We start from the raw sequence: 21,574 nt of genomic DNA, 5'->3' as shown, positions 1-21,574 counted from the left end.
TGCCTATCATGTAGGCAGTCTACTCATACCTGGAACTCCACACCCGCGCTTTGTAGATCTCGGCGCCGGTGATCTTCCGGGTCGCCGTCCCCGGTACGGCGAAGTTGACCGTGTCGGTGCACCAGTCGGTCCGGCAGCCGCTCTTCGGGGTGGTGCGAACCTCCTGGGCGTTCGGCATGCTGCTGATGCTCTTGATCCCGGCCTCGTTCAGCGTCGTCACGATCGTCGCGGTGGACTTCCGGACCTGGTAGACCTTCGAGCCCGTCGACACCCAGAGCAGGTCGTGGTCCTCCAGGACCGGCGTGAGGTCGTGACCGCCGCCGGTCAGCCCGGGGACCGAGGCGACCTCTGTCAGTTTCGGTGCGGCCGCCGTACCGGTGATCTTCAGCGCCGCCAGCTTGGACCCGCCGAGCACCCACAGCACCTGCCGCGTCGGGTCCCACTGGACGCCGTGCGCGTCAGGCAGTGGGTAGGTGACATAGGCCCCGGAGGAGGAACCCTGGGATGCCGTGTAGACGCGGACGAAGCCACCGGTGCTGGCGGCAACGGCCACATTGCCGTCCGGCAGTAGCTCGATGCTGTGCGGGTTGTTGGCCGAACCGACGTTGACCGCCCACAACCGCTGGCCGCTCGGGTAACCGATCAGCGCGGCCAGGCCACGCGAATCCGTCACCACGGCCACATAGGCGTCGGCCTTCATCCGCAGCTTCACGTCGGACGGGAGGCCCCAGGCACCGGTCAGCCCGGAGAAGCCGTTGGCGCTGGTCGGCGACCACGTCCATTTCTGCGCGGCCGCCGTGTCCCAGACCGCCACGGCGGGATCCATGAGCCGGATCCGGGCCGCGGACGGAGAGTCGTAGGCCTGGTCGGTGACCGCGACCAAGCGGCCGGCCTCAGCGGCCTGAGCAGGTGGCGCCGAGGTGAGGAACGCGGCGAGGACACAGATACTGCCGAGCAGGCGGAGCATGGCAACCCCCAGGTCAGAATGTCACCGCTCACAGTAGTTGTGTCGTGACTGGCTCACCATGTCAGACCGACGACAGGTGTGTCGGCGTTCAATCGAGGCATGAAGAGCGTCCTGATCGTCGGTGCGAGCATCGCCGGGCCGGCGCTGGCCTGGTGGCTGCATCGGTACGGTTTCGAAGTGACCGTCGTCGAGCGCGCCCCCGCGCTCCTGCCAGGCGGCTACAAGGTCGACATCCGCGGCGCTGCCCTGGACGTCGTCGCGCAGATGGGCCTCAAGGACCGCCTGGAGGGCCTCGGCACCGACATGCGCTTCATGTCCTTCGTCAACAGCACCGGCCGCCGCCTGGTCGACGTACGCGCCGATCTCTTCATGGGCCGCGGCGAAGCCGACCTCGAGGTGATGCGCGGCGACCTCAGCCAGATCCTGTACGACGAAACCCGCGCGAACGTGGACTACCGCTTCGGCGACACGGTCACCGGGCTGAATGCGGTCACCGGCGAGGTCACCTTCGAGCATGCCGACGCGCAGTCGTACGACGTCGTGATCGGAGCCGACGGGCTGCACTCGACCGTACGGCGCCTCGCGGTCGCCGGTGATGGCGTCCACGACCTCGGCCACCTGGTGTCGATCGCGACCGTGCCCAACCACCTCGAGCTCGACCGCTGGGAGCTGATCTACTCCGTGCCTGGCCGCACGGTGAACCTCTACAGCACCGCCCGCGACACCGACGCCAAGGTGCTCTTCCTCTTCAGCGCAGACCAGCCCTACGAGCGCCAGGACACCGAGCAGCAACTGAGGATCCTCAACACGACCTTCCGCGGCGCCGGCTGGGAAACCGACCGACTCCTCGAGGCGGCCGCCACCTCCGACGACTTCTACTTCGACACGGTCAGCCAGGTCCAGCTCGACCGCTACTCCGTCGACCGCGTCAGCCTCGTCGGCGACGCCGCCTACTGCCCGTCCTTCGCCTCCGGCCAAGGCACCAGCCTCGCCCTGGTAGGCGCCTACGTCCTCGCCGGCGAGCTCTCCCGCTCCACACCGGCAACAGCCTTCCCGGCGTACGAGCAACTGATGCGCCCCTACGTAGCCCGCAACCTCAAACTAGGCCGCGACAACCTCGGCCGAATGATCTCCAAGAGCCCCCTCCAAAGCTGGATGGGCGCCATGATGCTCCGCGTCCTCCCCAAACTCCCCCTGAAAGACACCCTCGTAGCCAAGGTCACCCAACCCATCCACGACGCATCCCGAGCAATCGAGCTACCGAGCTATCAGACGGTGAGTTGACCGAAGCGGAGCATGCCGGTGGCGGCGTCTTGCTCCGGGGGGAGGTAGACGCGCTGGATGGCTACGACGATGGCTTCGGCGATGACGTCGCGGAAGGCTGCGTCGGCGAGGCGGGCTGAGTCGTGGGGGTTGGTGACGTAGCCGATCTCCAGGCGGACCGCGGGCATCTTGGTGCGGCGCAGCAGGTCCCAGGTCTTGGCGTGGGTGCGGCAGTTCAGGAGGTCGGTGCGGGCGACGATCTCGCGCTGGACCAGGCCGGCGAACTGCTCGCCGACGCTGGACGAAGCGCCGTGCAGGTCGTTGCCGTAGAAGTAGGTGGCGACGCCTTGGGCGTCGGGGTTCGCGGAGCCGTCGGTGTGGAGGGAGACGCAGAGGTTCGCGTCGGTCTCGTTCGCGAAGGCGGCGCGGGCCAGCTCGTCGGGGCCCTGGTCGCGGCCGCGGGACAGATACGCCCGTACGCCGGTTGCGCCGAGGCGACCCTCGATCCGGGAGGCGAGGTCGTAGGCGATGTCGGACTCGCGCAGTCCGAAGCCTTCCCAGCCGTAGTCGAAGCCGCCGTGGCCCGCGTCGATCACCACGGTCTTGCCGGACAGCCGCGGGCCGGCGGCGCGGACGGCCTCCGAGGCGCGCAGGGCGTCCGGACGGCCGCCGGTGGCCATCGGCTTGATCCGCTGGAGTGCCTTGAACGTGGACGGGCCACAGGTCCCGTCGCCGGGCAGGCCCATGTTGCGCTGGAACTCGGTCACCGCGCGCTGGGTGTCCGGTCCGAAGATGCCGTCGATCCGGGCAACGGCGAACCCGAGCTCCTGCAGTTTGGCCTGCAGGGCCTGGACGTCGTCCCCGGTCAGCGGGTGCGAGACGACGTACGTCAGCAGCCGGTCACCCAGCCGCCAACGGGCGTCGTCGATCGCACGGTAGGTCTGCGGGCCGACGATCCCGTCGATCATCAGCCCGCGTTGCTGCTGGAAGCCTCGGACAGCGTGAGCGGTCGCTTCGTCGTAGACGTCATGACCGCCGGTCAGCAGCCCCAGTCGCTGAAGCTTGCCGATGATCTCGGCCACTGCCTCACCGCTGTCGCCGATCCGGAACACGCCGTGCGGTGCCGACGAAAACGACTCAGCCATATGCAACTTCTCCTCGCCGTGGCGGACGGTGTCCTACCTAGTGGATCACGCCGTGAAGTCGGCGAGCTCCTTCAGCAGCGCGGCCTTCGGCTTGGCGCCGACGATCGACTTCGCGAGCTCGCCGTTCACGTAGACGTTGATCGTAGGGATACCGGTGACGCGGTAGTTGCTCGGGGTGACCGGGTTCTCGTCGACGTTCATCTTGAGGAAGGTCAGCTTGTCGCCGTGGTCGGCGTTCAGCTCCTCCAGGATCGGCGAGACCTGGCGGCACGGGCCGCACCACTCGGCCCAGAAGTCGACCAGGACCGGCTTGTCGCTCTTCAGAACCGTCGCGTCGAACTCGGCGTCGGTGACGGCGTTCATCTTCTCGCCCACGGGCGTATCTCCTTCAGGTGATGGTGAGGTCGGAGGAAAGTTCAGACAGGGACGGACTCGGTGGCCGCGGCAGCCGCCACCGTGTGCTCGAATTCGAGGCTGGCCAGGAAGCGCTCGGCGTCCAGGGCCGCGGCACAGCCGCTGCCGGCCGCGGTGATCGCCTGCCGGTAGGTGTGGTCGACCAGGTCACCGGCCGCGAACACACCCGGCTGGTTGGTCTCCGTGCTGCCCTCACGCGTCAGCACGTACCCCTCCTCGTCCAGCCGAATCTGGCCGTGGATCAGCTCCGAGCGCGGGTCGTGACCGATCGCGATGAACAGACCCGTGACCGGCAGCTCGCGCGTCTCACCGGTCCCGGTGTCACGCAGTACGACGCCGCTCAGCTTCTCGTCGCCCTGGATCTCGGCGACCTCGGAGTTCCACGCGAAGTCGATCTTGTCGTTCGCGAACGCGCGCTCGGCCATGATCTTCGAGGCGCGCAGCTCACCACGACGGTGCACCAGCGTCACCTTCGACGCGAACCGGGTCAGGAACGTCGCCTCCTCGATCGCGGAGTCACCGCCACCGACGACCGCGATCTCCTGCTGACGGAAGAAGAACCCGTCACAGGTCGCACACCACGACACACCATGGCCCGACATCCGGTCCTCGTGCTCGACGCCGAGCTTGCGGTAGCCCGAACCCATCGCCAGGATGACCGACCGCGCCTGGTGCACGGTGCCGGCCGAGTCGGTGACCGACTTGATCTCACCGGTCAGGTCCATCGCCACGATGTCGTCGGCGACCAGCTCCGCGCCGAAGCGCTCCGCCTGGGTGCGCATCTCGTCCATCAGGGCCGGGCCCATGATCCCCTGCGCGAAACCGGGAAAGTTCTCCACCTCGGTGGTGTTCATCAGCGCACCGCCGGCGGTCACCGAGCCCTCGAAGACCAGCGGCTCCAGCTGCGCACGCGCGGCGTACACGGCAGCCGTGTAACCGGCCGGGCCGGAGCCGACGATGATGACGTTACGAACCACGGACTCGCTCATGCAGGCGTTCCTCGAATCGTTGAGACGGGTACGTCGTACTCAACGGATCCTTGAGGCCGACCATTCCCACGGTACCGATTACGGGACGCCCACGCCCCCTTGGCCCACCGGAAGCGATCAGCGGTTGCGGAGTGTCACCGTCGTGTCGTAGATCGACGTACCGGTGCTGCCGCCACTGTCACAGCCGGTCAGCACGTAGACCTCGATGTCACGCGGCGAACCACTCTGCAGGCCGATCACGGTCGCGCGGGTGCCGTCGACCTTGGCCGGCTGCACGAGCCGAAGCTGCGGATTCGGCCGGGTGGCCGCGAAGGTCTTGGCGCAGCTGAGCTCGGCATCGCTCCCGTTCAGCAGCGGTGCAGTGCTGTGCTCGAGCCAGGTCTGCACCCGTGAGGCGAGCTGCGCCGTACTCAGCGACTCCACGCCGGTCGGCACGATCGCAGTCGGGTTCGTGTTCGCGGCGCTCTCGCCGACGCTGTCCTTCGTCGCCAGTACGACGCCGGCTCCGGCGGCTGCGATCAGGACGACCGCCGCGGCCGCGCCCAGCAGCTTGGGGATGTGCCGCCGCGGCTCCTCGCGGATCTGTACGAGCGAGTGCACGCCGACCGTGGAGGCACGCATCACCGCCTCCGCACTGATCACGGCGTCGAGGTGCTCGGCGACGTCGGCCGGCATCGGGATGTCCGTCCGGCCCTCCTCGGCGAGATCCTCGGAGAGCTGGAGCAAGGCGTCATAGGTGAGCTGACAGTCCGGGCACGCTTTCACATGCTCACGAGCGCTGTGCGCCTCGGGCGCGGGCAGCAGGTTCTCGAGGAGGTCGGCGATGGTGTCGGTCTCGAGGTGGTCGAGGTGTTCGCTGGTCGGCAGACCGGAATCGGTCATCGTGAACTCGCCCCCAGACGGGACGTGCCCCGAGAGGCGCGCGTGGTGGTCATCGGTGGAGTACTCCGGTCGAAGACGTCGGCAATCGGGCCGCCAGAGTCGGGGCGTACCCCAGGCGACTCCGCTACGACGGGCCGGCGGCTCATTCGGTTCCCACCACTTCGGAAGCGGCTTTCTCCGGTAGGTCGGAGTCGCCGCCGCGGGTGGTCTGCCACTGCCGGAGCAAGGGCAGCAGCCGGGCCCGGCCGCGGGCACACCGCGACTTCACCGTCCCCGGCGCGCAGCCGAGGATCGCGGCCGCCTCCTCGATCGAGTAGCCCTCCATGTCGACCAGGACGAGCGCGCTGCGCTGATCGGGGTTGATCTGCTTGAGCGCGTTCAGGACGTCGAGCCGACGCTCGCGCACCTCGGCCGCGTCCTCCTCGATCGGCCCGGCCAGCTCGGCCGCACGGTCCTCGTCCTCCGGCAGCGGGTCGGCCTGGCGGACCTGCCGACGGCGGATCCGGTCCAGGCAGGCGTTCACTACGATCCGGTGCAACCAGGTGGTCACCTTGGCGTCGCCGCGGAAGGAATCGGCCCGGCGGAACGCCGAGATGAACGCCTCCTGCAGCGCGTCGGCCGCCTCCTCGGGCTCGCCGAGGGTGCGGATCGCGACCGCCCACATCCGGTCCCGGTGCCGCTTGACCAGGAATCCGAACGTGTCCGGGTTCCCGGCCACGTGCAGCCGGAGCAGCTCGTGGTCGTCCAGCTGGTCGTACCCACCGGCGTGGCCGAGCTGCGTAACCGGCTGTGACACGGGTTGGGTGGCGCCGATCCGGGGGAGCTGAGCCGGTGGATTGGTCCCCGAATCCAGATGAGCCGTCATTTCTGGATCGAGACCTCCGCGATCGTGCCGCGGTACTTGCTACCGCTTTCCTTCGGGATCTTGGTCAGCCAGACCATCACGTACCGCGTCTCGGTCGGCTCCGACGGGGTCAGCGTCACCGCGCCCTCGGGCTGGTCCGCCTCGGTGGCGATCGGCTCCCAGCCGTTCACCGCCGCCGGTGACGTCGTCTTGTCGTCACCCTTCGGGACCCGCAGCTCCAGGCTGGTGCCGTCACCCACGAGCGTGACGACGACCTTCGAGACCGGGGTCGGCACACCGAGGTCGTAGATGATGCCGACACCGGGCTTCTGACCACCGAAGTTCGGCTTGCTGTTGTACGACTGGGTCTCCCAGACCGTGCTCGTCTTGCCGTCGTAGGTCTTCGGCACGTCCTCCGGGTGCTCCTCGCCGTTACCGGCGGGCTCCGGGTCGAAGTCGTTGGCCTTGACGATCTTGGCGACCGCGCCGGTGCCCGAGGGCTTCGGTGTGGTCGACGCGGAGGGCTTGTTGGTGGCCCCCGGGTCGTCGGTCTGGTCGTTGTTCATCGCGCCCTTGAGCAGGAACTGCGCCATCGCGACGACCGACAGCAGCGCCAGGACCGCGAGCAGGATCAGGATCCGGCCGCCCCACGAGCCCTTCGCCTTCGGCTCGTCGGTGCGGCGGCGGCTGCCGTTCCCGTTCGACGGCGGCGGGGTCTGGCGACGGCTCGGGCGCGGCTCGGCGGGCGCGTACGCCGCGGTCTCCGCGTGACCGTTGGAGGTCTGGTACGCCGGTGGGGTCGGATCGAGAGCGGGCGGCGGAGCCTGCGGAACGACCTGGGTGGCGTCGTCGATGCTGCCGTTCGCCCGGGCGACCTGGACGGTCTCGTCCATCTGGCTCGGCGGCTCGTGCGAGCTGCCGACCACTCCGGACAGCGCCGCGGACAGGCCGGCCGCGCTGGTGATCGGCGGCGTGTGGTGCCGCGGCGGGTCGGCGAGTAGCCGGTCGCAGATGTCGTCCAACGAGCGCGGTACGCCGGCTCGCACCTGGCGCGGGCTCATCAGCCGACCGTGTTCCAGCGGGGCCGGCTGCAGACCCCAGGCCGGAGCCGCGCCGGGCCAGCGGCCGGTCAGCGAGGCATAGAGCAGCTCACCGAGCGCATAAACGTCTTGTTCGGCCGTGCCCGGACCGGTCGACCGCAGCGCGGCCTCGGTCGCCAGGCCGACGACCTTGATCGCACCGGCGTCGGTGACGACGACCGTGGTCGGGCTGATCGAGCCGTGCGCGTGACCGGTGCGGTGCAGATTCTCCAGGGCCTCGGAGACCTCGCGGGCCAGCCAGCCGGCCTGCTGACCGGTCAACGGCCCGGTGGCGAGCATCCGCTCCAGCGGACGGCCGCCTGCCCACTCACGCACGCAGTACGTGACGCCTTCGAACATGTCGCAGTCGAGAACCCGCAGGAAGCGCGGGTCGGCCGCGGCGGCAGCGCGCCGCGCGGCGTCGAAGAGCAGGTTCGTCCGTGGGTCGCCGACGGGCAGGACATCCACGACGACCGCTCGGCTGAGCACCTCGTCCACTGCCCGCCACACCCGGGCACCGTCGATCTCCGCGAGTAGCTCGGCGATCCGGTACCGTCCGGCGAGCAGTGCACCCGGACTGACGGTCTGGTTCGACACGGTGTCTCTCGCCCTCCTGATGCGGTCGTCGGCAGCCACCATCGTAGTGGCATCGTGATCGAACGCCGGTGCACGAGTGCACAAGCGTTCCGATCAGCGGCGGCCAGGCAGCTTCGATGTGACCATCGACACCACGTCGTTGACCTCGTGAATCCTTAGTACCCGGGCTACCCCCGCGTACACCGGCAGCATCACGATGCCGGCGATCGCGAGCTGAAGGATCGCACCGAGCGGGCCGGAGAACTCCACAGCCAGGTCGACCGCCCAGAGCGCGAGCCGCCCAGCGCCCGCTCCGACCACGGCGGCGATGACCATCGCCAGCAACGGGAGACCGATCCCCGCTCCGGGTACGCGTGGCACCCGGCGCCGCAGTACCGGCCTGGAGATCAGCACGGCGACCAGGAACGCGAGCGCGTAGGCGCCGCCGAGCATCACGCCGCTGAAGCGCAGGTGCTCCTCATCCAGCAGCACCCGGACCCCGACCACGGCCGCGGTGATGTTGACCGCCGCGATGACGCACTGCAGGAAGAACGGCGTCCGCGTGTCCTCGAAGGCGTAGAACGTGCGCAGCTGGAAGTACTGCACCGTGTACGGCACGAGTCCGAGCGCGAGCGCCATCAAGGTGTAGGACATCAGCGTCAGGTTGTTCTTACCTGACCCGTAGCCCGCGATCACCGTCACGATCGGATAGGCGAACGCCACCATCGCGGCCGCGGCCGGTACGACGATCGCCAGCGTCTGCCGGATCGATCGGGCCGACAGCTGGGCCACCTCGGCCATGTCACCGTCGGCCGCCAACGCGGACATCTGCGGTAGCGCAGCGGTCGCCAGCGAGACCGTGATGATGCCGTGCGGAACGAGGATGATCAGCATCGCGGTCTGGTAGGCGAACAGGCCTGCCTTCGCGCCTGGGTCCTCCGCCGCACTACCGGCGAGGGCGAGCTGGGTGACGACGACCAGGGTCACCTGGTTCACCGCGACGAACAGCACGGTCCAGATGCCCAGCTTGGCGGTCTTGCTCAGCCCGGTCCCGCGCAGCCCGAACTTCGGCCGGTAGGTGTGGCCGCTCGCCTTCAGATAAGGCAGCAGCACCAGCAGCTGAACCGCGATACCGATCGTGTGCCCGAGACCGAGGAGGAGCTCCTCGCCGTGGCTGTAGGTCGGCGGAGTGTCGCCGGCGCGGTAGACGAACAGGAAGATCACGATCGACGTACAGGCGACGATGTTGTTCGCGATCGGCGCCCACATCATCGGGCCGAAGCGGCGCCGGGCGTTCAGCACCTGGCCGACCAGGACGAACGCGCCGTAGAAGAAGATCTGCGGCAGGCAGAGCCGGACGAACATGATCAGCGCGGCCTTCTCGGCCGTCCGGGACGGGTTGTGCAGCTCCTTCGGCATGTACAGCTCGGCGATCGCCGGTGCCAGCACCACGCAGGCCGTGGTGACCACGGCCAGCACGACGAAGCCGAAGGTCAGGATCCGGTTGGTGAAGTCCTGACCGCCGTCGTCGTGGTTCTTGATCGCCCGGACCAGCTGCGGCACCAGCACGGTGTTGAACACCCCACCGGCCAGCAGGATGTACAGACTGTTCGGGATCGTGTTGGCAGCGGTGAAGATGTCGCCGCGGAGCGCGGTGCCGATGGCGGCCGCGAGCAGGGCGATCCGGACGAATCCGAGCAGGCGGGACAGCACGGTCCCAGCTGCCATCACCGCCGCGGAGCGCAGGGTGCGGTCAGCCATCCTTCGAGCCGACTCCTTCTTTCAACGAAGTGGAAGTACCGGGGGCGGCCGGCAGGGGAGCCGGGTGCAGCGGGTCTGGTTCTGGAGCCGTTTCGACGTCGGCGGTGGCCTCGGCGGCCGCGTCGTCGGTCGGCGGGTTGCGTCGCTCACGGCGGATCCGCCGGTAGATCCGGACGAACGACGTACCGAAGAGCAAGGCACAGGCGGCGCCGACCAGGATCCAGCCGACGCTGCCGTACTGACTGGCCTGGATCACCATCGGCTGCGCCTTGCCGACCGGCTCGCCGTTCACGGTGACCACCTGCGCCGTGGCCTGGATGACACCGTTCTGCTCGGCGCTGGCGTTGATCCGGGGAGTCCACTTCTGGCCGGCTCGCACGACGACGGTGTCGACCGTTCCCACCCGCAGGTCGGTCCGGTTCACCGACCGCACGACGACACCGACCCGGATCGAATGGTCCAGGTCGTTGGCCACCGTCAAGGGGAAGGTGCCTTTGCTGCCGGCAAGGTTGACCTTGATCCCCTTGCCCTGGTCAAGACTTGAGTTGACCAGGTGTACCTCGCCGAGCTGCGTGGAGACCGAAGCCTGCTCGACGGCGAGATACCGCCCGGCCTCGCTCGGGAACCCAACCCAGCCGAGCGAGGTCGACTGCAGCAACCCCTGCCGCATGTCCGGCGTGACGTCGCCGGGGTCGGCCAGTAGCGCCTGGTAGGTCCTGATCGACCTCTCGAGCTGCTTGACCGCGGTGACCTGGGCGGCGCCGAGCGAACCCTCCGCCTTCGGAGGGTTCGGCGCGCTGATCGCCCGCGGCTTCGGCGTCGCCTTCACGACCTGGTCGACGGTCACCTGCTCGAGCCACGGCTGGGTCAGCGCGTCGGCCAGCACAGCAGTCGAGCGACCGTCGGCGTCCCACCCTCGCGGCGGTAAGGCGACCACCGTGGCCGCCGGGCCCTTCCCCGACGCGGCCAGTAGTGCGGTCTCGGCGATGAACCGCTGCCGGACCTGGACGGGATCGTCGTTCGAGCCCAGGTCGGGCCCACCGGCCGTCAGAGCGGAGTTCGCGACGACTGTCCGGGCCTGCTTGTTCGGGCCTTCCGGAGTGAGTACTTGGTAGAAGGCGGTCCCCGGAGTGAGCGCCTTCGCAGCTGCGTCGGCGGACCAGGCCCCGCTGTTCACCAGGGTCAGGTCGTCGGATTCCCGGGCGCCGGCGAAACCGCTCGACGCGAAGGCGAGGTAGCGGCTGGCCGCGGCGCTGTTCTCCAGCCAGAGGCCGTTGGTCCGGATCGGTCCGAGCGGGAACTGCTCGCTGGTCATCCGCGCCTGCCGGACGAGTTCCTTGAGCGAGCCGCCGGCGTCGACCAGGGAGGCCACGTCCGGGTCGCCGAACGGCAGGGCGATGACCTGATTGCCTGCCGTCTGGCTGGCCGCGAAGTCGTCGAGCCAGGCCCGCGCGACCTTGCCGTTGGTACCGGCCACGGCGTTCTTGCCGCTGCCGATGCGGTAGCCCGCGGCCGCGGTCATCGTGCGTGCCGCTTCGACCACGGCCGGGTCGATCAGCCAGGTCACCCGGCGCTGCTTGCCGAGATCGAGCAAGCGGCGCAGCGATCCGCCCTTGCCCATGGCCAGCGCCAGCGAGTCGTCCGCGAACAGGTTCCCGCCGAGGAACGTCGGGCGGTGCCGCAGCGGGATCACCAGTGCGGTGTTCACCTTGCTCGGCAGCGGTTGGGTGCCGATCACCGGCATCAAGGTGCGGGCGCGACCGGCGGTGACCCGGGAACTCTCCTGCGGGTCGCCGCGGAAGGTGACGCCGACGGTGTAGACGCCGGTGTCACGGCTGATCCGCCATTCCTCCCACGGCACCGTCAGCGTGAACGCGACCTTGGCGTTCGGGGCGAGCTTCTCACCGAGCACCTGGAACGTCGGCGTATCCGGAGTGTCGATTCCGGAGCAGCTGTTCCGGTCGTTCATCGGGATGTTCTGCTCGTTCGGGACCGCGGCGACCTGGGCGGCGGTGGTCAGCCGGTCCCGGTCGATACAGGTGATCGCCTGCGGGTTCCCGAAGGTCGTCGTACTGGTGTTCTTGACGGTGCCCTTGATGGTCACCGTCTGACCGGGCCTGGGCGCGACCGGACCGAACGAGTCGATCGTGACCTCGACGGTCGGATCGTCGTCCACGGCTGCCGCCGGAGTCGCCGAAATCGCTGCCGGGGCAACGATCAGCAGGCTCGCGGACACTGCCGCGGAGAGCCTCAGTCGCCGTCTGAACACGCCGTCACCGTAACCTAGTTCCCCGTGTCACCATTTGCCGACCAGTCAGGCCCTGCCGGATCCCTGTCCGCCGTACAGCGGCAAGGCGTCCAGTCACTGCTGGCGATCGCCCCTGTCGTGGACGAACTGGGTGCCCGCTTCGCGTCCGCGGGCCACGAGATCGCGCTGGTCGGCGGGCCCGTCCGGGACATTCTCCTCGGTCGCGGGAGCAAGGATCTGGACTTCGCCACCTCGGCCCATCCGGACGAGGTGGAGCGCCGGCTGGCCGGCTGGGCGGACCATGTCTGGGATATCGGCAAGGCGTTCGGCACCATCGGTTGTCGCAAGGGTGAGTGGGTCCTGGAGATCACCACTTACCGGTCGGAGTCCTACGATCCCACCTCGCGCAAACCGGAGGTTGCCTACGGCGACAGCCTCGAGGGCGACCTGGCCCGGCGCGACTTCGCGATGAACTCGATGGCCGTCCTGCTCCCGTCGCACGAGTTCGTCGACCCGTACGGCGGTATCGCCGACGTCGCGAACAAGGTGATCCGGACCCCGGGCAGCCCGGAGGACTCGTTCTCCGACGACCCGCTGCGGATGATGCGGGCGGCCCGGTTCGCCGCCCAGCTCGGCTTCACGCCGGATCCGGCGGTGGTGACGGCGATGACGGACATGGCCGACCGGATCACGATCGTGTCGGCCGAGCGGGTCCGCGACGAGCTGATCAAGCTGATCTGCGCCGACCACCCGCGGATCGGCCTCGATCTGCTCGTGACGACCGGGCTGGCCGAGCACATCCTCCCCGAGTTGCCCGCGCTGCGGCTGGAGAAGGACGAGCACCACCGGCACAAGGACGTCTACGAGCACTCGCTGACCGTGCTCGACCAGGCGATCGACCTGGAGCCCCGGCTCCCGTATCCGGCGCCCGACTTCGTCAGCCGGTTCGCCGCGCTGATCCACGACATCGGCAAGCCGAAGACGCGTCGCTTCGAGGACGGCGGCAAGGTGACCTTCCATCACCACGACGTCGTCGGCGCGAAGCTGGCCCGGAAGCGGATGAAGGCGCTGCGGTTCAGCAACGAGCAGATCGACCAGGTCAGCAAGCTGATCGAACTCCACCTGCGCTTCCACGGGTACGGCGACGGCGAGTGGACCGACTCCGCCGTACGGCGTTATGTCCGCGACGCAGGTGATCAGCTGGCGCGACTGCACGTGCTGACCCGCGCGGACTGCACCACGCGGAACCGTCGACGGGCAGAGTCGTTGCGCTCGGCGTACAGCAATCTCGAGGAGCGCATCGAGCGCCTGCAGGAGCAGGAGGAGCTCGACTCCCTGCGCCCGGACCTGGACGGCAACCAGATCATGCAGATCCTCGATCTGGCTCCCGGGCGCGACGTCGGCGAGGCCTACAAGTTCCTGATGGAGCTCCGCCTGGACCAGGGCCCCCTCGGCGAGGACCGGGCCCGCGAAGAACTCCTCCGCTGGTGGTCCGACCGCAATGCGTAACTACAAAGAGATGACGGTGGTGCAGTTCCGGACCGACGGGTGGCGAGCAGTTGCCGCCATCGACGGCCGTGACTACCCCGACGACGAGGCCTACGAGCGAGCCGTCCAAGAGGCCTTCGAGCGCGTCAACATCATGGAAGTGCCGGCCCAGTTCGTCAGGCGCGAGGTCACCGCCGACGAACGACGCTCACCGCTCCCGACCTGGGCCGAGTACTTCGGCACGCGCACCGAAGCTCGGGCCCGCGAGCTCCTGGCGGAGTATCACAACGCCGGCCTGCCCGCGGAGTTCCCGCGCTACACCGCGGATGCCTTCACGGCCTACCAGGTCACGCCGTACGAGGACTGGCTGATCTTCACCGTCGAGAGCGGATTCACCAACCAGACCTTCCTGGTCAGCGACCCGATGGTCTACGAGTCGCCCGGCTGGCAGTCCTAGGAGGACGCCCTCGCCGAGGCCCGCACCCTGAAAGCAGCAGGCGCCACCCGCCGCCCAGCGGACTGATCAGATCGGCTGGGCCGCCTGAGACGCGTAGGCGGCGGCGATCGTCCGCACCGACTCCGGATGCGGCGCATAGGTGACCTCACCGATCGCCGCGACCGGCAGGGCAGGGTCGATCGAGTTGGTCAGGTAGGCAGCGTCGAAGCTCGCGAGTTCGCTCACCAGCACCGGCGAGGTCTCGTAGGCCGCCAGCCCACGCTGCAGAACCTGTTGCCGAATCCCGTTGAGGATCGGCGCGGCCGGGAACACGATCTCGGGACCACGGGCGAAACAGATGTTCCAGATCGACGCCTCCGAGATCTCGCCGGCGGCCGTGTGGAAGACGGCGTCGTCGTACCCGGCCTCCTGCGCTCGCCGACCGAAGTAGATGAGGTCGAAGGTGCCCGTGTGTTTGAGGTGTGGGAGCGCACGCTGGTGCTGGATCGGCTGCAGTCGCACCGGAGTTGTGCTGGGAGCGATCGGTGGCTCGATGCGCAGCAGCAGATCGGTGTCGAGCACGGTCAGCCGGAAGCTCGCGTTGCCGTCGGTGTGCGCGAGCCCGGCCTGGAGCACGGCGCGGATCTGGGCGGCCTCCAAGGATCGGCCGAAGAGTTCACGCGTACTGCGGTCGAGGCGCTCGAAGTGCAGGTCGAGTCCGTCGACCTTGCCGTCGCGGACCTGCAGTGAGGAGAAGTGTGCGTAGCTGGTTGCCCGGAGCAACTGTGGGGTCACGGTGTGCAGTGGTTCGCCGTTGAGCAGCAGGATCTCGGTCACCGGGTCAGTCTGGTCTACGCTCGCGCTGTGGACGTCTGGAGCATCATCGGTTGGGGCGGATCCGCGTTGGTGGTGGTTTCGCTGCTGCAGACGCGAATTCTGCGGTTGCGGCTATTGAACCTGATCGGCTGCGTGATCCTGGTCGGCTTCAACCTCGTCATCGGGGTCTGGCCGATGGTCGGGATGAACGCGGTGCTGGCCGTCATCAACGTCGTGCATCTATGGGGGCTGCTGCGGCACCGGCACGACGACGCCGAGTACGCCGTCCTCCGCGTCAACGCCGGCGACGCGTATCTCGGTCACGTGCTGGACACCCACGCCCGCGACATCAGCCGGTTCAACCCCGGCTTCGCCCCGGCCGCGAGCCCGTACGCCTTCCTCGTCCAACGCGGCGAACGAACGATCGGCGTGGTCCTTGCCCACGACGCCGGCGAAGGCCGCGCCCAGATCGACCTGGACTACGTCCTCCCGAAGTACCGCGACTTTACCCCCGGCGAGTTCGTCTACCGCCGCAGCGACGTCTTCACCGACCAGGGCTTCCGCCAGGTCCTCGCCTCACCCCGGATGCGCGACTCCTCGCCGTACCTCAACCGCCTCGGCTTCCACCCCGAAGGCGACGCCCTGGTCCTCGACCTGGCCTAGCTCCTTGGCGAAGCACAGGGAGGCCGGTTCGTTCTCGAAGGGTGGGTACGGCGGGGTCCGCGTGTAGCCGTGATTCGTGTAGAGGGCGATTGCCTCGCGCTGCTGGGTGCCCGTCTCCAGGCGGAGTTGAGTGATGCTCCTGCGCTGAGCTTCCGCCTCGACAGCATCGAGGAGGATCCGGGACAGGCCCCAACCGCGGGACGACGGTTCGACGTACATGCGCTTGATCTCGCCCAGGCCGGCTTCGACCGGCTGCAGGCCGACGCATCCGACGGGGCTGCCTTCGAGGAGCAGCAGGGTGAAGGTGATGTCGGGGTGCAGGTCAACCAACGGCTGGTCGTCGCCGTAGACCGCCGCGAGCTCGGCCTGCTGGGCGGTGGCGAGCGTCCGGACGGCGGGGTCGGTGCTCGGTGCGGCGCGCAGTTCGAGGTCCTCGATCATGCGTCCGGACGGTAGCAAGGAGGCGTGACGCGGCTGTTTCCATCTTCTCTCCGGTGGTCTGGCTCACCGTGAGGACCCGCGTCGAGGTGAGCACCCCGACGCGGGCGTCAGCACCAGCTGCGAACCGGACGGGGCAGCGCCCGGCTCGATGCTGTCTAGCGATAGATCCGGAGATCCGCCAGACTCCACACGTGGTCGCTGGTGCCGTTCGAGGTGATCCGGACATAGCGCGCGTACGACGGCTTCACGGTCACCGTGGTCAGCTGTCCGGTCGAGGTTCCGCTGACCGGCTTCGACCAGTGCGTGCCATCGTTGCTGGTGGCAACGTTCCAGGTGCCGGCGAATTCGCCGAGCTGGCCGCCGCTGTCGAGCGCGATCTGACGGAACAGCTGCCGCGAGCCCAGGTCGACCTGGATCGACTGACCCGGAGCCTGCGCGGTCTTGCTCGACCACACGCTCGATCCGTCCGCGTCGATCGCCAACCCAGCCTCGGTGCCGTTCACCGATGCGGTCGCGGTCGCGCCGGCCAGTGACACCGGCGTCGGCGTACTGGCCCAGCTGGCCGGCCAGGTGAACGTCCCGATCGAACCGCCGGGCAGCTCGTACTCGAGCGTCTGGTCCCCGACAGCGACCGCGAACTTCCGCGGCTCGTCGTTCTCGTTGTGCACCACCAACGCCGTCGAACCATCGGGGTTCCGGAAGGCGGCGGTCATCAGCTGACCGTTCCAGCCGGTCGTCCCGTACGACGTACTCCCGATCCGCACCGCACCCGGCTTCACGAACTTCGACAGGTGGCCGATCGTGTAGTACTCGGCATCGGTCGTGACCGTGCCGTCGGCCTGCAACGTGACCAGCCCGGTACACGTCCCGCAGCCGCCCAGGTGCGGACCGCCGGTGGAGTCGAGCGCGATGTTCCAGTTGACGACCGACTTCGCCCAGTTGCGGGTGGTGCCGAGCATCAGGTTGCGCGCGTGCCAGGTGAGCGTGCCGCGGAAGATCTGCGGCGGGGTGTCGTTCGCCCCGTGCGAACCGGAGCACTCGGTGAACCAGATGCCCTTGTCCGGGAAGGCGTTGTGCAACGCGGTCTGAGCCGCCGCATTGCCCGAGTAGCAGTGGTACGCCGTACCGGCGATCCACTTGGACGCCTTGGTCTGCAGCAACTTGTACGGGTAGTCGGTCTCCGGGTCCTCACCGGGCGGCGTCGTACCGACGTCTCCGGGGTGCGTGGTCCAGTTGTGGTCGTAGCCGAGGATCTTGGTCCGCGGGCTGACCTTGTGCAGCAGCGGGCCGAGCCGCGAGATGACCTCGGCCTCCTGCCGGACCGGTACGTCGGTGCCGGGGTAGCCGCCGGGCTTGCGGTTCTGCGGCTCGTTCTGGATCGACAGGAAGTCGACCGGTACGCCGGCCCGCGTGTACGCCTCGACGAACTTCACCAGGTAGCGCGCGTAGGCGTCGTACACGGCGGGGTCGTCCTTGAGCCGACCGCCGACGAGTGAGTCGCCGGTCTTCATCCACGCCGGCGGACTCCACGGGGAAGCCATCACCTTGAGCGCCGGGTTGAGCTGCTTGGCGCGGCGGAGCAACGGCAGCACCTGCTGCTCGTCGTGCTTGATGCTGAACTGCTTCAGCTTGAAGTCGGTCTGGCCGGGCGCGACATCGTCGAACGTGTAGTGCTCGGCCGCGGCGGTGAAGTCCGACGACCCGACCGGCTGCCGCAGGAAGCTGACGCCGATGCCCTGCTTCGGGTCGAACAGCTTGCGCAGCGTCTCCTCCCGAAGGGCCGGGCTCAGCCGGGACAGCACGGCCGCCGACGAGTCGGTGATCGAGGCGCCGAAGCCGTCCATGGTCTGGTACGTCGTCCGCGGGTCGACCGTGATCGTCGTCAGGTCGCTGTTGCCGCGTTGGCTGTGCTTGTTCGGCTGAAAGGCAACCGGGGCGCGCTCGTGCAAGAGCTCGGCTCGGTCGGGAGTGGTCACCCAGACGCGGGCCTGGGTGGTCGGGTGGTGGGCCTCGGCGGTCGGCACGGTCAACAGACCGGTGGTGAGCGCCAAGGCGGTGGCGATCATCGGTGTTCGCATCGCACTCCTCAGGGTATGAAACACAAGTGCAACAAACGACCTCAGGAAACGATCTGGCGCGAAGTCTGTCAATGCTCCGAGGCTTGCCAGTAGGGTGCTGAGCGTGCAACAAAGCGATGTAACAAATGCCTAGACAACGCGCGACGGTCCGCGATGTCGCGGCGGCGACCGGAGTGTCGACCGCGACGGTGTCCCGAGTGCTGAACCAGAGCGGCAGTGTGGCTCCGGAGACACGGCAGCTGGTCGAGCAGGCGGTAGAGGAGCTCGGCCTGCGCGCGCCCAGCCCACGCGGCGGTACGCCGAAGCCCGTCGCCGGAGCGGTCTACGTGCGCTGCCCGTACCTGCTGACCGACTACTTCGGCCTGATCGTCTCGTCCATCGCCGAGACCCTGGACCGCCACGGTCGCCAGGTCGTCCTGAACGCCGGCGAAGCCACCGCCCACGACCCGGTGCTGTCCCGCCTGCCGTCCCAACGCGGTCTGGGCGGCGCGATCCTGATCCTCCCGCCCGAGTCGAGCGATGACCTGGTCCGCCTCAGCTCCCGCCGCTTCCCCTTCGTCGTCGTCGACCCTCGCACCACCCTCCCGCGCGACATCCCCTCGGTCTCCGCCGCCCACCACTCCGGCGCCCGCCAGCTGACCGCGCACCTCACCGCACTGGGCCACACCCGCATCGGCGTCATCGCCGGTCCCCGCGAATGGCTGGCCGCCGACGCCCGCCTCTCCGGCCACCACGCCGCCCTCGCCGACGCCGGCATCCTCCCCAACGAAACCCTCATCCGCCACGACCACCCCACCACCGCCCACGGCTACCGAGCCGCCCTGGACCTCCTCTCCCAAAACCCCCGCCCCACGGCCCTGATCGCCTTCAACGACAAAGCCGCCGTAGGAGCCCTCCAAGCCGCGATCTCCCTTGGCCTCTCAGTCCCACGCGACCTGTCCATCGCCGGCTTCGACGACCTGGACCTAAGCCAAGCCACCACCCCACCCCTCACCACAGTCCGCCAACCGTTAGAGGAGATGGGTCGGATGGCAGTAAGCCTCCTGCTCCGCCTCCTCGACCGTCACCCGGTGGAAGCCCTCCACGTAGAACTAGCCACCGAACTAGTCGTCCGATCCTCAACCGCCCAAGCCCTTTGATCCTGTCGCGGCCTCGGTTGCGTCAGCGGGTGGATTTTCGTCACCGGGTCCGCAAAATCCACCTCTTGGCGTGGGCGGGTCGAGTGGCGGGCCGCCGAAAGGACTCGGCCGGGGGCGTGCGTTGTGGTTGCTCGCCGCGACCGGCCGATTCGAAGGACAGCATGGTTGGGCGCCGCGGTGGTTGAGGTGGATGGCGAGGTCGGTCACCGAGGTACAGGTTGCTTGGGGTTGCCGGGCTTTGGTCGCGGTCCGAGAAGAGGGGGCCTCGAAGCGGACCTCGTCGTTTGTCGCAGCGCCACGCGGTCCGGACCGACCAGCGTCATCACGTGCACATTGCTGGGGGTTTGTCCGGTTTGCGGGGATCTGCTGCCGCTCCGTGGCAGTACTGCCCCGCAAAGGGTGCAACGGCGAGCGACTCGGGTACCGAGACGGCCGGGGCGGGGGACAGCGGGTAGTGGGGAGTTCTGGCTGTCGAATCCGGCCGGTTGGTTTCCCCAGTACCGTCGGCCCGCTGAGTGGCCGGCCTGCTGGGTACCTGACCGGCCTTGGGGTTCACCCAGTAGATGGGGGCGGCTTTTCGTCTAGGAAGGTGGTGATGGTGGCGGCTGCTCGGGGGTTGTTGTTGTCGAGGCCGTTCCAGAGGTGGTGGCCTACGCCGGGGAGGTATTGGGTGCGCTGGATGGCGGGGTCGGCGGCGAGGACGGCGGTGGCCCATTCGCGGAGTTGGCTGGAGCATTCGGCGATCATCAGCATGGTCGGCACGGTCGATCGGCTGAGTTGCTGGGCGATCGAGGGGGAGTCTTTGATCGTCTGCTGAATGCGCAGGCTGGCTGCAGCGTTGAAGGAGAAGTTTGCCTCGGTGTCCTCGATCGGGATGCGATGTGCGTCGCGTGCGCAGTACGCCGAGGCGGTGTCGCTGCCGAGGTCGGCGGCGGTGAACGCGTTCACGCCCTCGGCTTGTCCGAGCAGGCCGGTGCCGGGACTGAGTAGACCGAGGCGCATCAGGCCGAAGGCCACGGCGTACCGGGGGAGGTGGGTCGATCGCGATCCGGTCGGCGCCGGGACGAGGCCGCGGGCGGACGGGCTGCCGGGGTGTCCGGCGAGGTGCGCGGTGGGGCCGTCCATTGGGCCGGGCTCGGCGATGATCGCTCGGCGGAAGTGTGCGGCGGCTTGTGGATCGGCAAGGGCTTGGGTGAGTACGACGGCACCCGCGGAGAACCCGAGTACGTCGACCTTCCCGCGACTGACCCGACCGGCGACGGCGGCGAGGTCGCGCACCGACCTGGAGATCGAGTACCGGTCCATCGGCAGCAGCTCGCTACGCCCGCCACCCGCCTGCTCATAGGCATAGACGTCATACCCCTGCCCGGCCAGCAGTTGCAGGAACCGATGGTCGAGAACGGCCATGGACCGAACCGGCCCGCCATTGAGATACACGAGCGGAACAGGGCGCCGTACGCCGCTGGCGGGGTAGTGGTAGACGGCGACTCTGCTCCCAGTCGGCAGGTCCCAGTGCTGAGTGGCGACGAACGACAGCTCCGCCGGGTACCGCCGTTCCGTGGGCGCAGTCGGGATGAGAACTGTCGCGGTCAAAGCCGCCGCAATGACCACCGGCAGGAGACGCCGCCGCCACAGCAAAATGCCGAGCCCGAGCGTCACCAACCACGCGGGGAGTCCCCGGCCCGCCCCGTCCGTGACGACGAGAAGCGCCAGGAAGACGGCAGTCAGCCCGAGGACCGCGGCCAGGCCGAGCAGGATGCGAAGAGCCATGAGTGAACCCGTCAAAGAGCGACTGGTGGCAGCCGCGACCGAGCTGCTGGCCACCGGGCCGCGGGAGTCGGTCACCGTGCGCGCGGTGGCAACCGCCGCCGGGACCTCGACGACCGCGGTCTACTCGCTGTTCGGCGGAAAGGACGAGGTCATCGGCGAGGTCCGGGATCGAGCGGTCGCCGGCCTGTTCCAGGACCTGTCAGCCGTGCCGACATCCGACAATCCCCTCGACGACCTCTACGCGTTGGCCGCCGCCTACCGCCGATGGGGCCGCGAGAACAGCCACCTCTACACCGTGCTGTTCGGTGGCGTCCGCCCCTTCGATCCGTCCGGCGCGGTGGGCACCGCCGATCCCGTCCGGCCCCTACTCGCCGCGATCGATCACGCGCTGGCGAAGTCCGTGCTGACCGGCGACGCGACCGCTATCGCGCTTTCGGTCTGGGTGACTCTGCACGGCGTGGTGACGCTCGAGCTCGCCGGTGCTCTCGACACCGCGATGGCCGAGGCGACCTTCCGGTCGGCGATCCCAGGCCACGCTGCGGGGCTGGACGATTCCCAGTGATGTGAAAGGTTGG

Annotated in this window: 19 protein-coding genes; 6 read left to right on the top strand and 13 right to left on the bottom strand. The window is 68.6% G+C overall.

From position 1 onward, the window contains the following. Positions 1 to 19: 19 nt before the first annotated feature. The gene (locus OG474_RS16125; protein WP_405063107.1) at positions 20 to 967 is read right to left on the bottom strand and encodes a DUF6528 family protein; all 948 of its coding nucleotides are present in this window, start codon (positions 965 to 967) and stop codon (positions 20 to 22) included. A 48-nt stretch (positions 968 to 1,015) separates the two neighbouring features. Between OG474_RS16125 and OG474_RS16120 the strand changes: the two genes are divergently transcribed. Next, positions 1,016 to 2,251, top strand: coding sequence for an FAD-dependent monooxygenase (locus OG474_RS16120; RefSeq protein ID WP_405064583.1), 1,236 nt, complete (start codon positions 1,016 to 1,018; stop codon positions 2,249 to 2,251). On the opposite strand, the gene OG474_RS16115 is transcribed toward OG474_RS16120, so the two are convergent. The 8 genes from OG474_RS16115 to OG474_RS16080 form a co-directional block, all read right to left on the bottom strand. Continuing rightward, positions 2,236 to 3,375 carry an N-acetylmuramoyl-L-alanine amidase gene (locus OG474_RS16115; RefSeq protein ID WP_405063106.1) on the bottom strand — a complete coding sequence of 380 codons (1,140 nt, stop codon included), beginning with the start codon at positions 3,373 to 3,375 and terminating at the stop codon, positions 2,236 to 2,238. The genes OG474_RS16120 and OG474_RS16115 overlap by 16 nt on opposite strands. Positions 3,376 to 3,420: 45 nt before the next feature. After that, the gene (trxA, locus tag OG474_RS16110; protein ID WP_132165553.1) at positions 3,421 to 3,750 is read right to left on the bottom strand and encodes a thioredoxin; all 330 of its coding nucleotides are present in this window, start codon (positions 3,748 to 3,750) and stop codon (positions 3,421 to 3,423) included. 41 nt (positions 3,751 to 3,791) lie between these two features. Beyond that, complete coding sequence (gene trxB, locus OG474_RS16105; protein ID WP_405063105.1) at positions 3,792 to 4,778, bottom strand: thioredoxin-disulfide reductase; 987 nt, start codon at positions 4,776 to 4,778, stop codon at positions 3,792 to 3,794. Positions 4,779 to 4,895: 117 nt separating this feature from the next. Further along, positions 4,896 to 5,660, bottom strand: coding sequence for an anti-sigma factor family protein (locus OG474_RS16100; RefSeq protein WP_405063104.1), 765 nt, complete (start codon positions 5,658 to 5,660; stop codon positions 4,896 to 4,898). Positions 5,661 to 5,802: 142 nt separating this feature from the next. Continuing rightward, positions 5,803 to 6,525 (bottom strand): RNA polymerase sigma factor SigM, encoded by a 723-nt coding sequence (gene sigM / locus OG474_RS16095; protein ID WP_405063103.1) that lies wholly within the window; start codon positions 6,523 to 6,525, stop codon positions 5,803 to 5,805. Then, the gene (locus tag OG474_RS16090; RefSeq protein WP_405063102.1) at positions 6,522 to 8,180 is read right to left on the bottom strand and encodes a protein kinase family protein; all 1,659 of its coding nucleotides are present in this window, start codon (positions 8,178 to 8,180) and stop codon (positions 6,522 to 6,524) included. The genes sigM and OG474_RS16090 overlap by 4 nt, the downstream gene beginning before the upstream one ends. A gap of 93 nt (positions 8,181 to 8,273) precedes the next feature. After that, positions 8,274 to 9,920, bottom strand: coding sequence for a murein biosynthesis integral membrane protein MurJ (gene murJ / locus OG474_RS16085; RefSeq protein ID WP_405063101.1), 1,647 nt, complete (start codon positions 9,918 to 9,920; stop codon positions 8,274 to 8,276). Continuing rightward, positions 9,913 to 12,189 carry a hypothetical protein gene (locus OG474_RS16080; RefSeq protein ID WP_405063100.1) on the bottom strand — a complete coding sequence of 759 codons (2,277 nt, stop codon included), beginning with the start codon at positions 12,187 to 12,189 and terminating at the stop codon, positions 9,913 to 9,915. The genes murJ and OG474_RS16080 overlap by 8 nt, the downstream gene beginning before the upstream one ends. A gap of 63 nt (positions 12,190 to 12,252) precedes the next feature. Here OG474_RS16080 and OG474_RS16075 point away from each other — a divergent pair, with 63 nt between their 5' ends. After that, positions 12,253 to 13,677 (top strand): CCA tRNA nucleotidyltransferase, encoded by a 1,425-nt coding sequence (locus OG474_RS16075; protein ID WP_405064582.1) that lies wholly within the window; start codon positions 12,253 to 12,255, stop codon positions 13,675 to 13,677. Next, positions 13,670 to 14,113, top strand: coding sequence for a hypothetical protein (locus tag OG474_RS16070; protein ID WP_405063099.1), 444 nt, complete (start codon positions 13,670 to 13,672; stop codon positions 14,111 to 14,113). Before OG474_RS16075 ends, OG474_RS16070 begins: the two co-directional genes overlap by 8 nt. A 66-nt stretch (positions 14,114 to 14,179) precedes the next feature. Here OG474_RS16070 and OG474_RS16065 read toward each other — a convergent pair whose 3' ends face one another. Continuing rightward, positions 14,180 to 14,929 (bottom strand): aminotransferase class IV, encoded by a 750-nt coding sequence (locus tag OG474_RS16065; protein ID WP_405063098.1) that lies wholly within the window; start codon positions 14,927 to 14,929, stop codon positions 14,180 to 14,182. Positions 14,930 to 14,956: 27 nt separating this feature from the next. On the opposite strand from OG474_RS16065, the gene OG474_RS16060 reads away from it, so the two are divergent. After that, entirely contained in the window at positions 14,957 to 15,571 is a 615-nt protein-coding gene (locus tag OG474_RS16060; RefSeq protein ID WP_405063097.1) for a hypothetical protein, read from the top strand. On the opposite strand, the gene OG474_RS16055 is transcribed toward OG474_RS16060, so the two are convergent. Then, positions 15,485 to 16,012 (bottom strand): GNAT family N-acetyltransferase, encoded by a 528-nt coding sequence (locus OG474_RS16055; RefSeq protein WP_405063096.1) that lies wholly within the window; start codon positions 16,010 to 16,012, stop codon positions 15,485 to 15,487. The genes OG474_RS16060 and OG474_RS16055 overlap by 87 nt on opposite strands. Positions 16,013 to 16,167: 155 nt before the next feature. Then, positions 16,168 to 18,090, bottom strand: a complete 1,923-nt coding sequence (locus OG474_RS16050) for a glycoside hydrolase family 30 beta sandwich domain-containing protein (RefSeq protein ID WP_405063095.1) — start codon at positions 18,088 to 18,090, stop codon at positions 16,168 to 16,170. Between the two features lie 125 nt (positions 18,091 to 18,215). On the opposite strand from OG474_RS16050, the gene OG474_RS16045 reads away from it, so the two are divergent. Beyond that, positions 18,216 to 19,229 carry a LacI family DNA-binding transcriptional regulator gene (locus OG474_RS16045; RefSeq protein ID WP_405063094.1) on the top strand — a complete coding sequence of 338 codons (1,014 nt, stop codon included), beginning with the start codon at positions 18,216 to 18,218 and terminating at the stop codon, positions 19,227 to 19,229. Between the two features lie 552 nt (positions 19,230 to 19,781). On the opposite strand, the gene OG474_RS16040 is transcribed toward OG474_RS16045, so the two are convergent. Further along, entirely contained in the window at positions 19,782 to 20,999 is a 1,218-nt protein-coding gene (locus OG474_RS16040) for an alpha/beta hydrolase (protein ID WP_405063093.1), read from the bottom strand. On the opposite strand from OG474_RS16040, the gene OG474_RS16035 reads away from it, so the two are divergent. Further along, a complete protein-coding gene (locus OG474_RS16035) occupies positions 20,998 to 21,561 on the top strand; it encodes a TetR/AcrR family transcriptional regulator (protein ID WP_405063092.1) in 564 nt (187 codons plus the stop codon). The genes OG474_RS16040 and OG474_RS16035 overlap by 2 nt on opposite strands. Positions 21,562 to 21,574 lie beyond the last annotated feature (13 nt).

It is taken from the genome of Kribbella sp. NBC_01505, from assembly GCF_045040285.1.
Taxonomy (GTDB): Bacteria; Actinomycetota; Actinomycetes; order Propionibacteriales; family Kribbellaceae; genus Kribbella.
The sequence above is the reverse complement of the archived record's forward strand: the minus strand, read 5'-3'. Positions and strand labels throughout refer to the sequence as shown.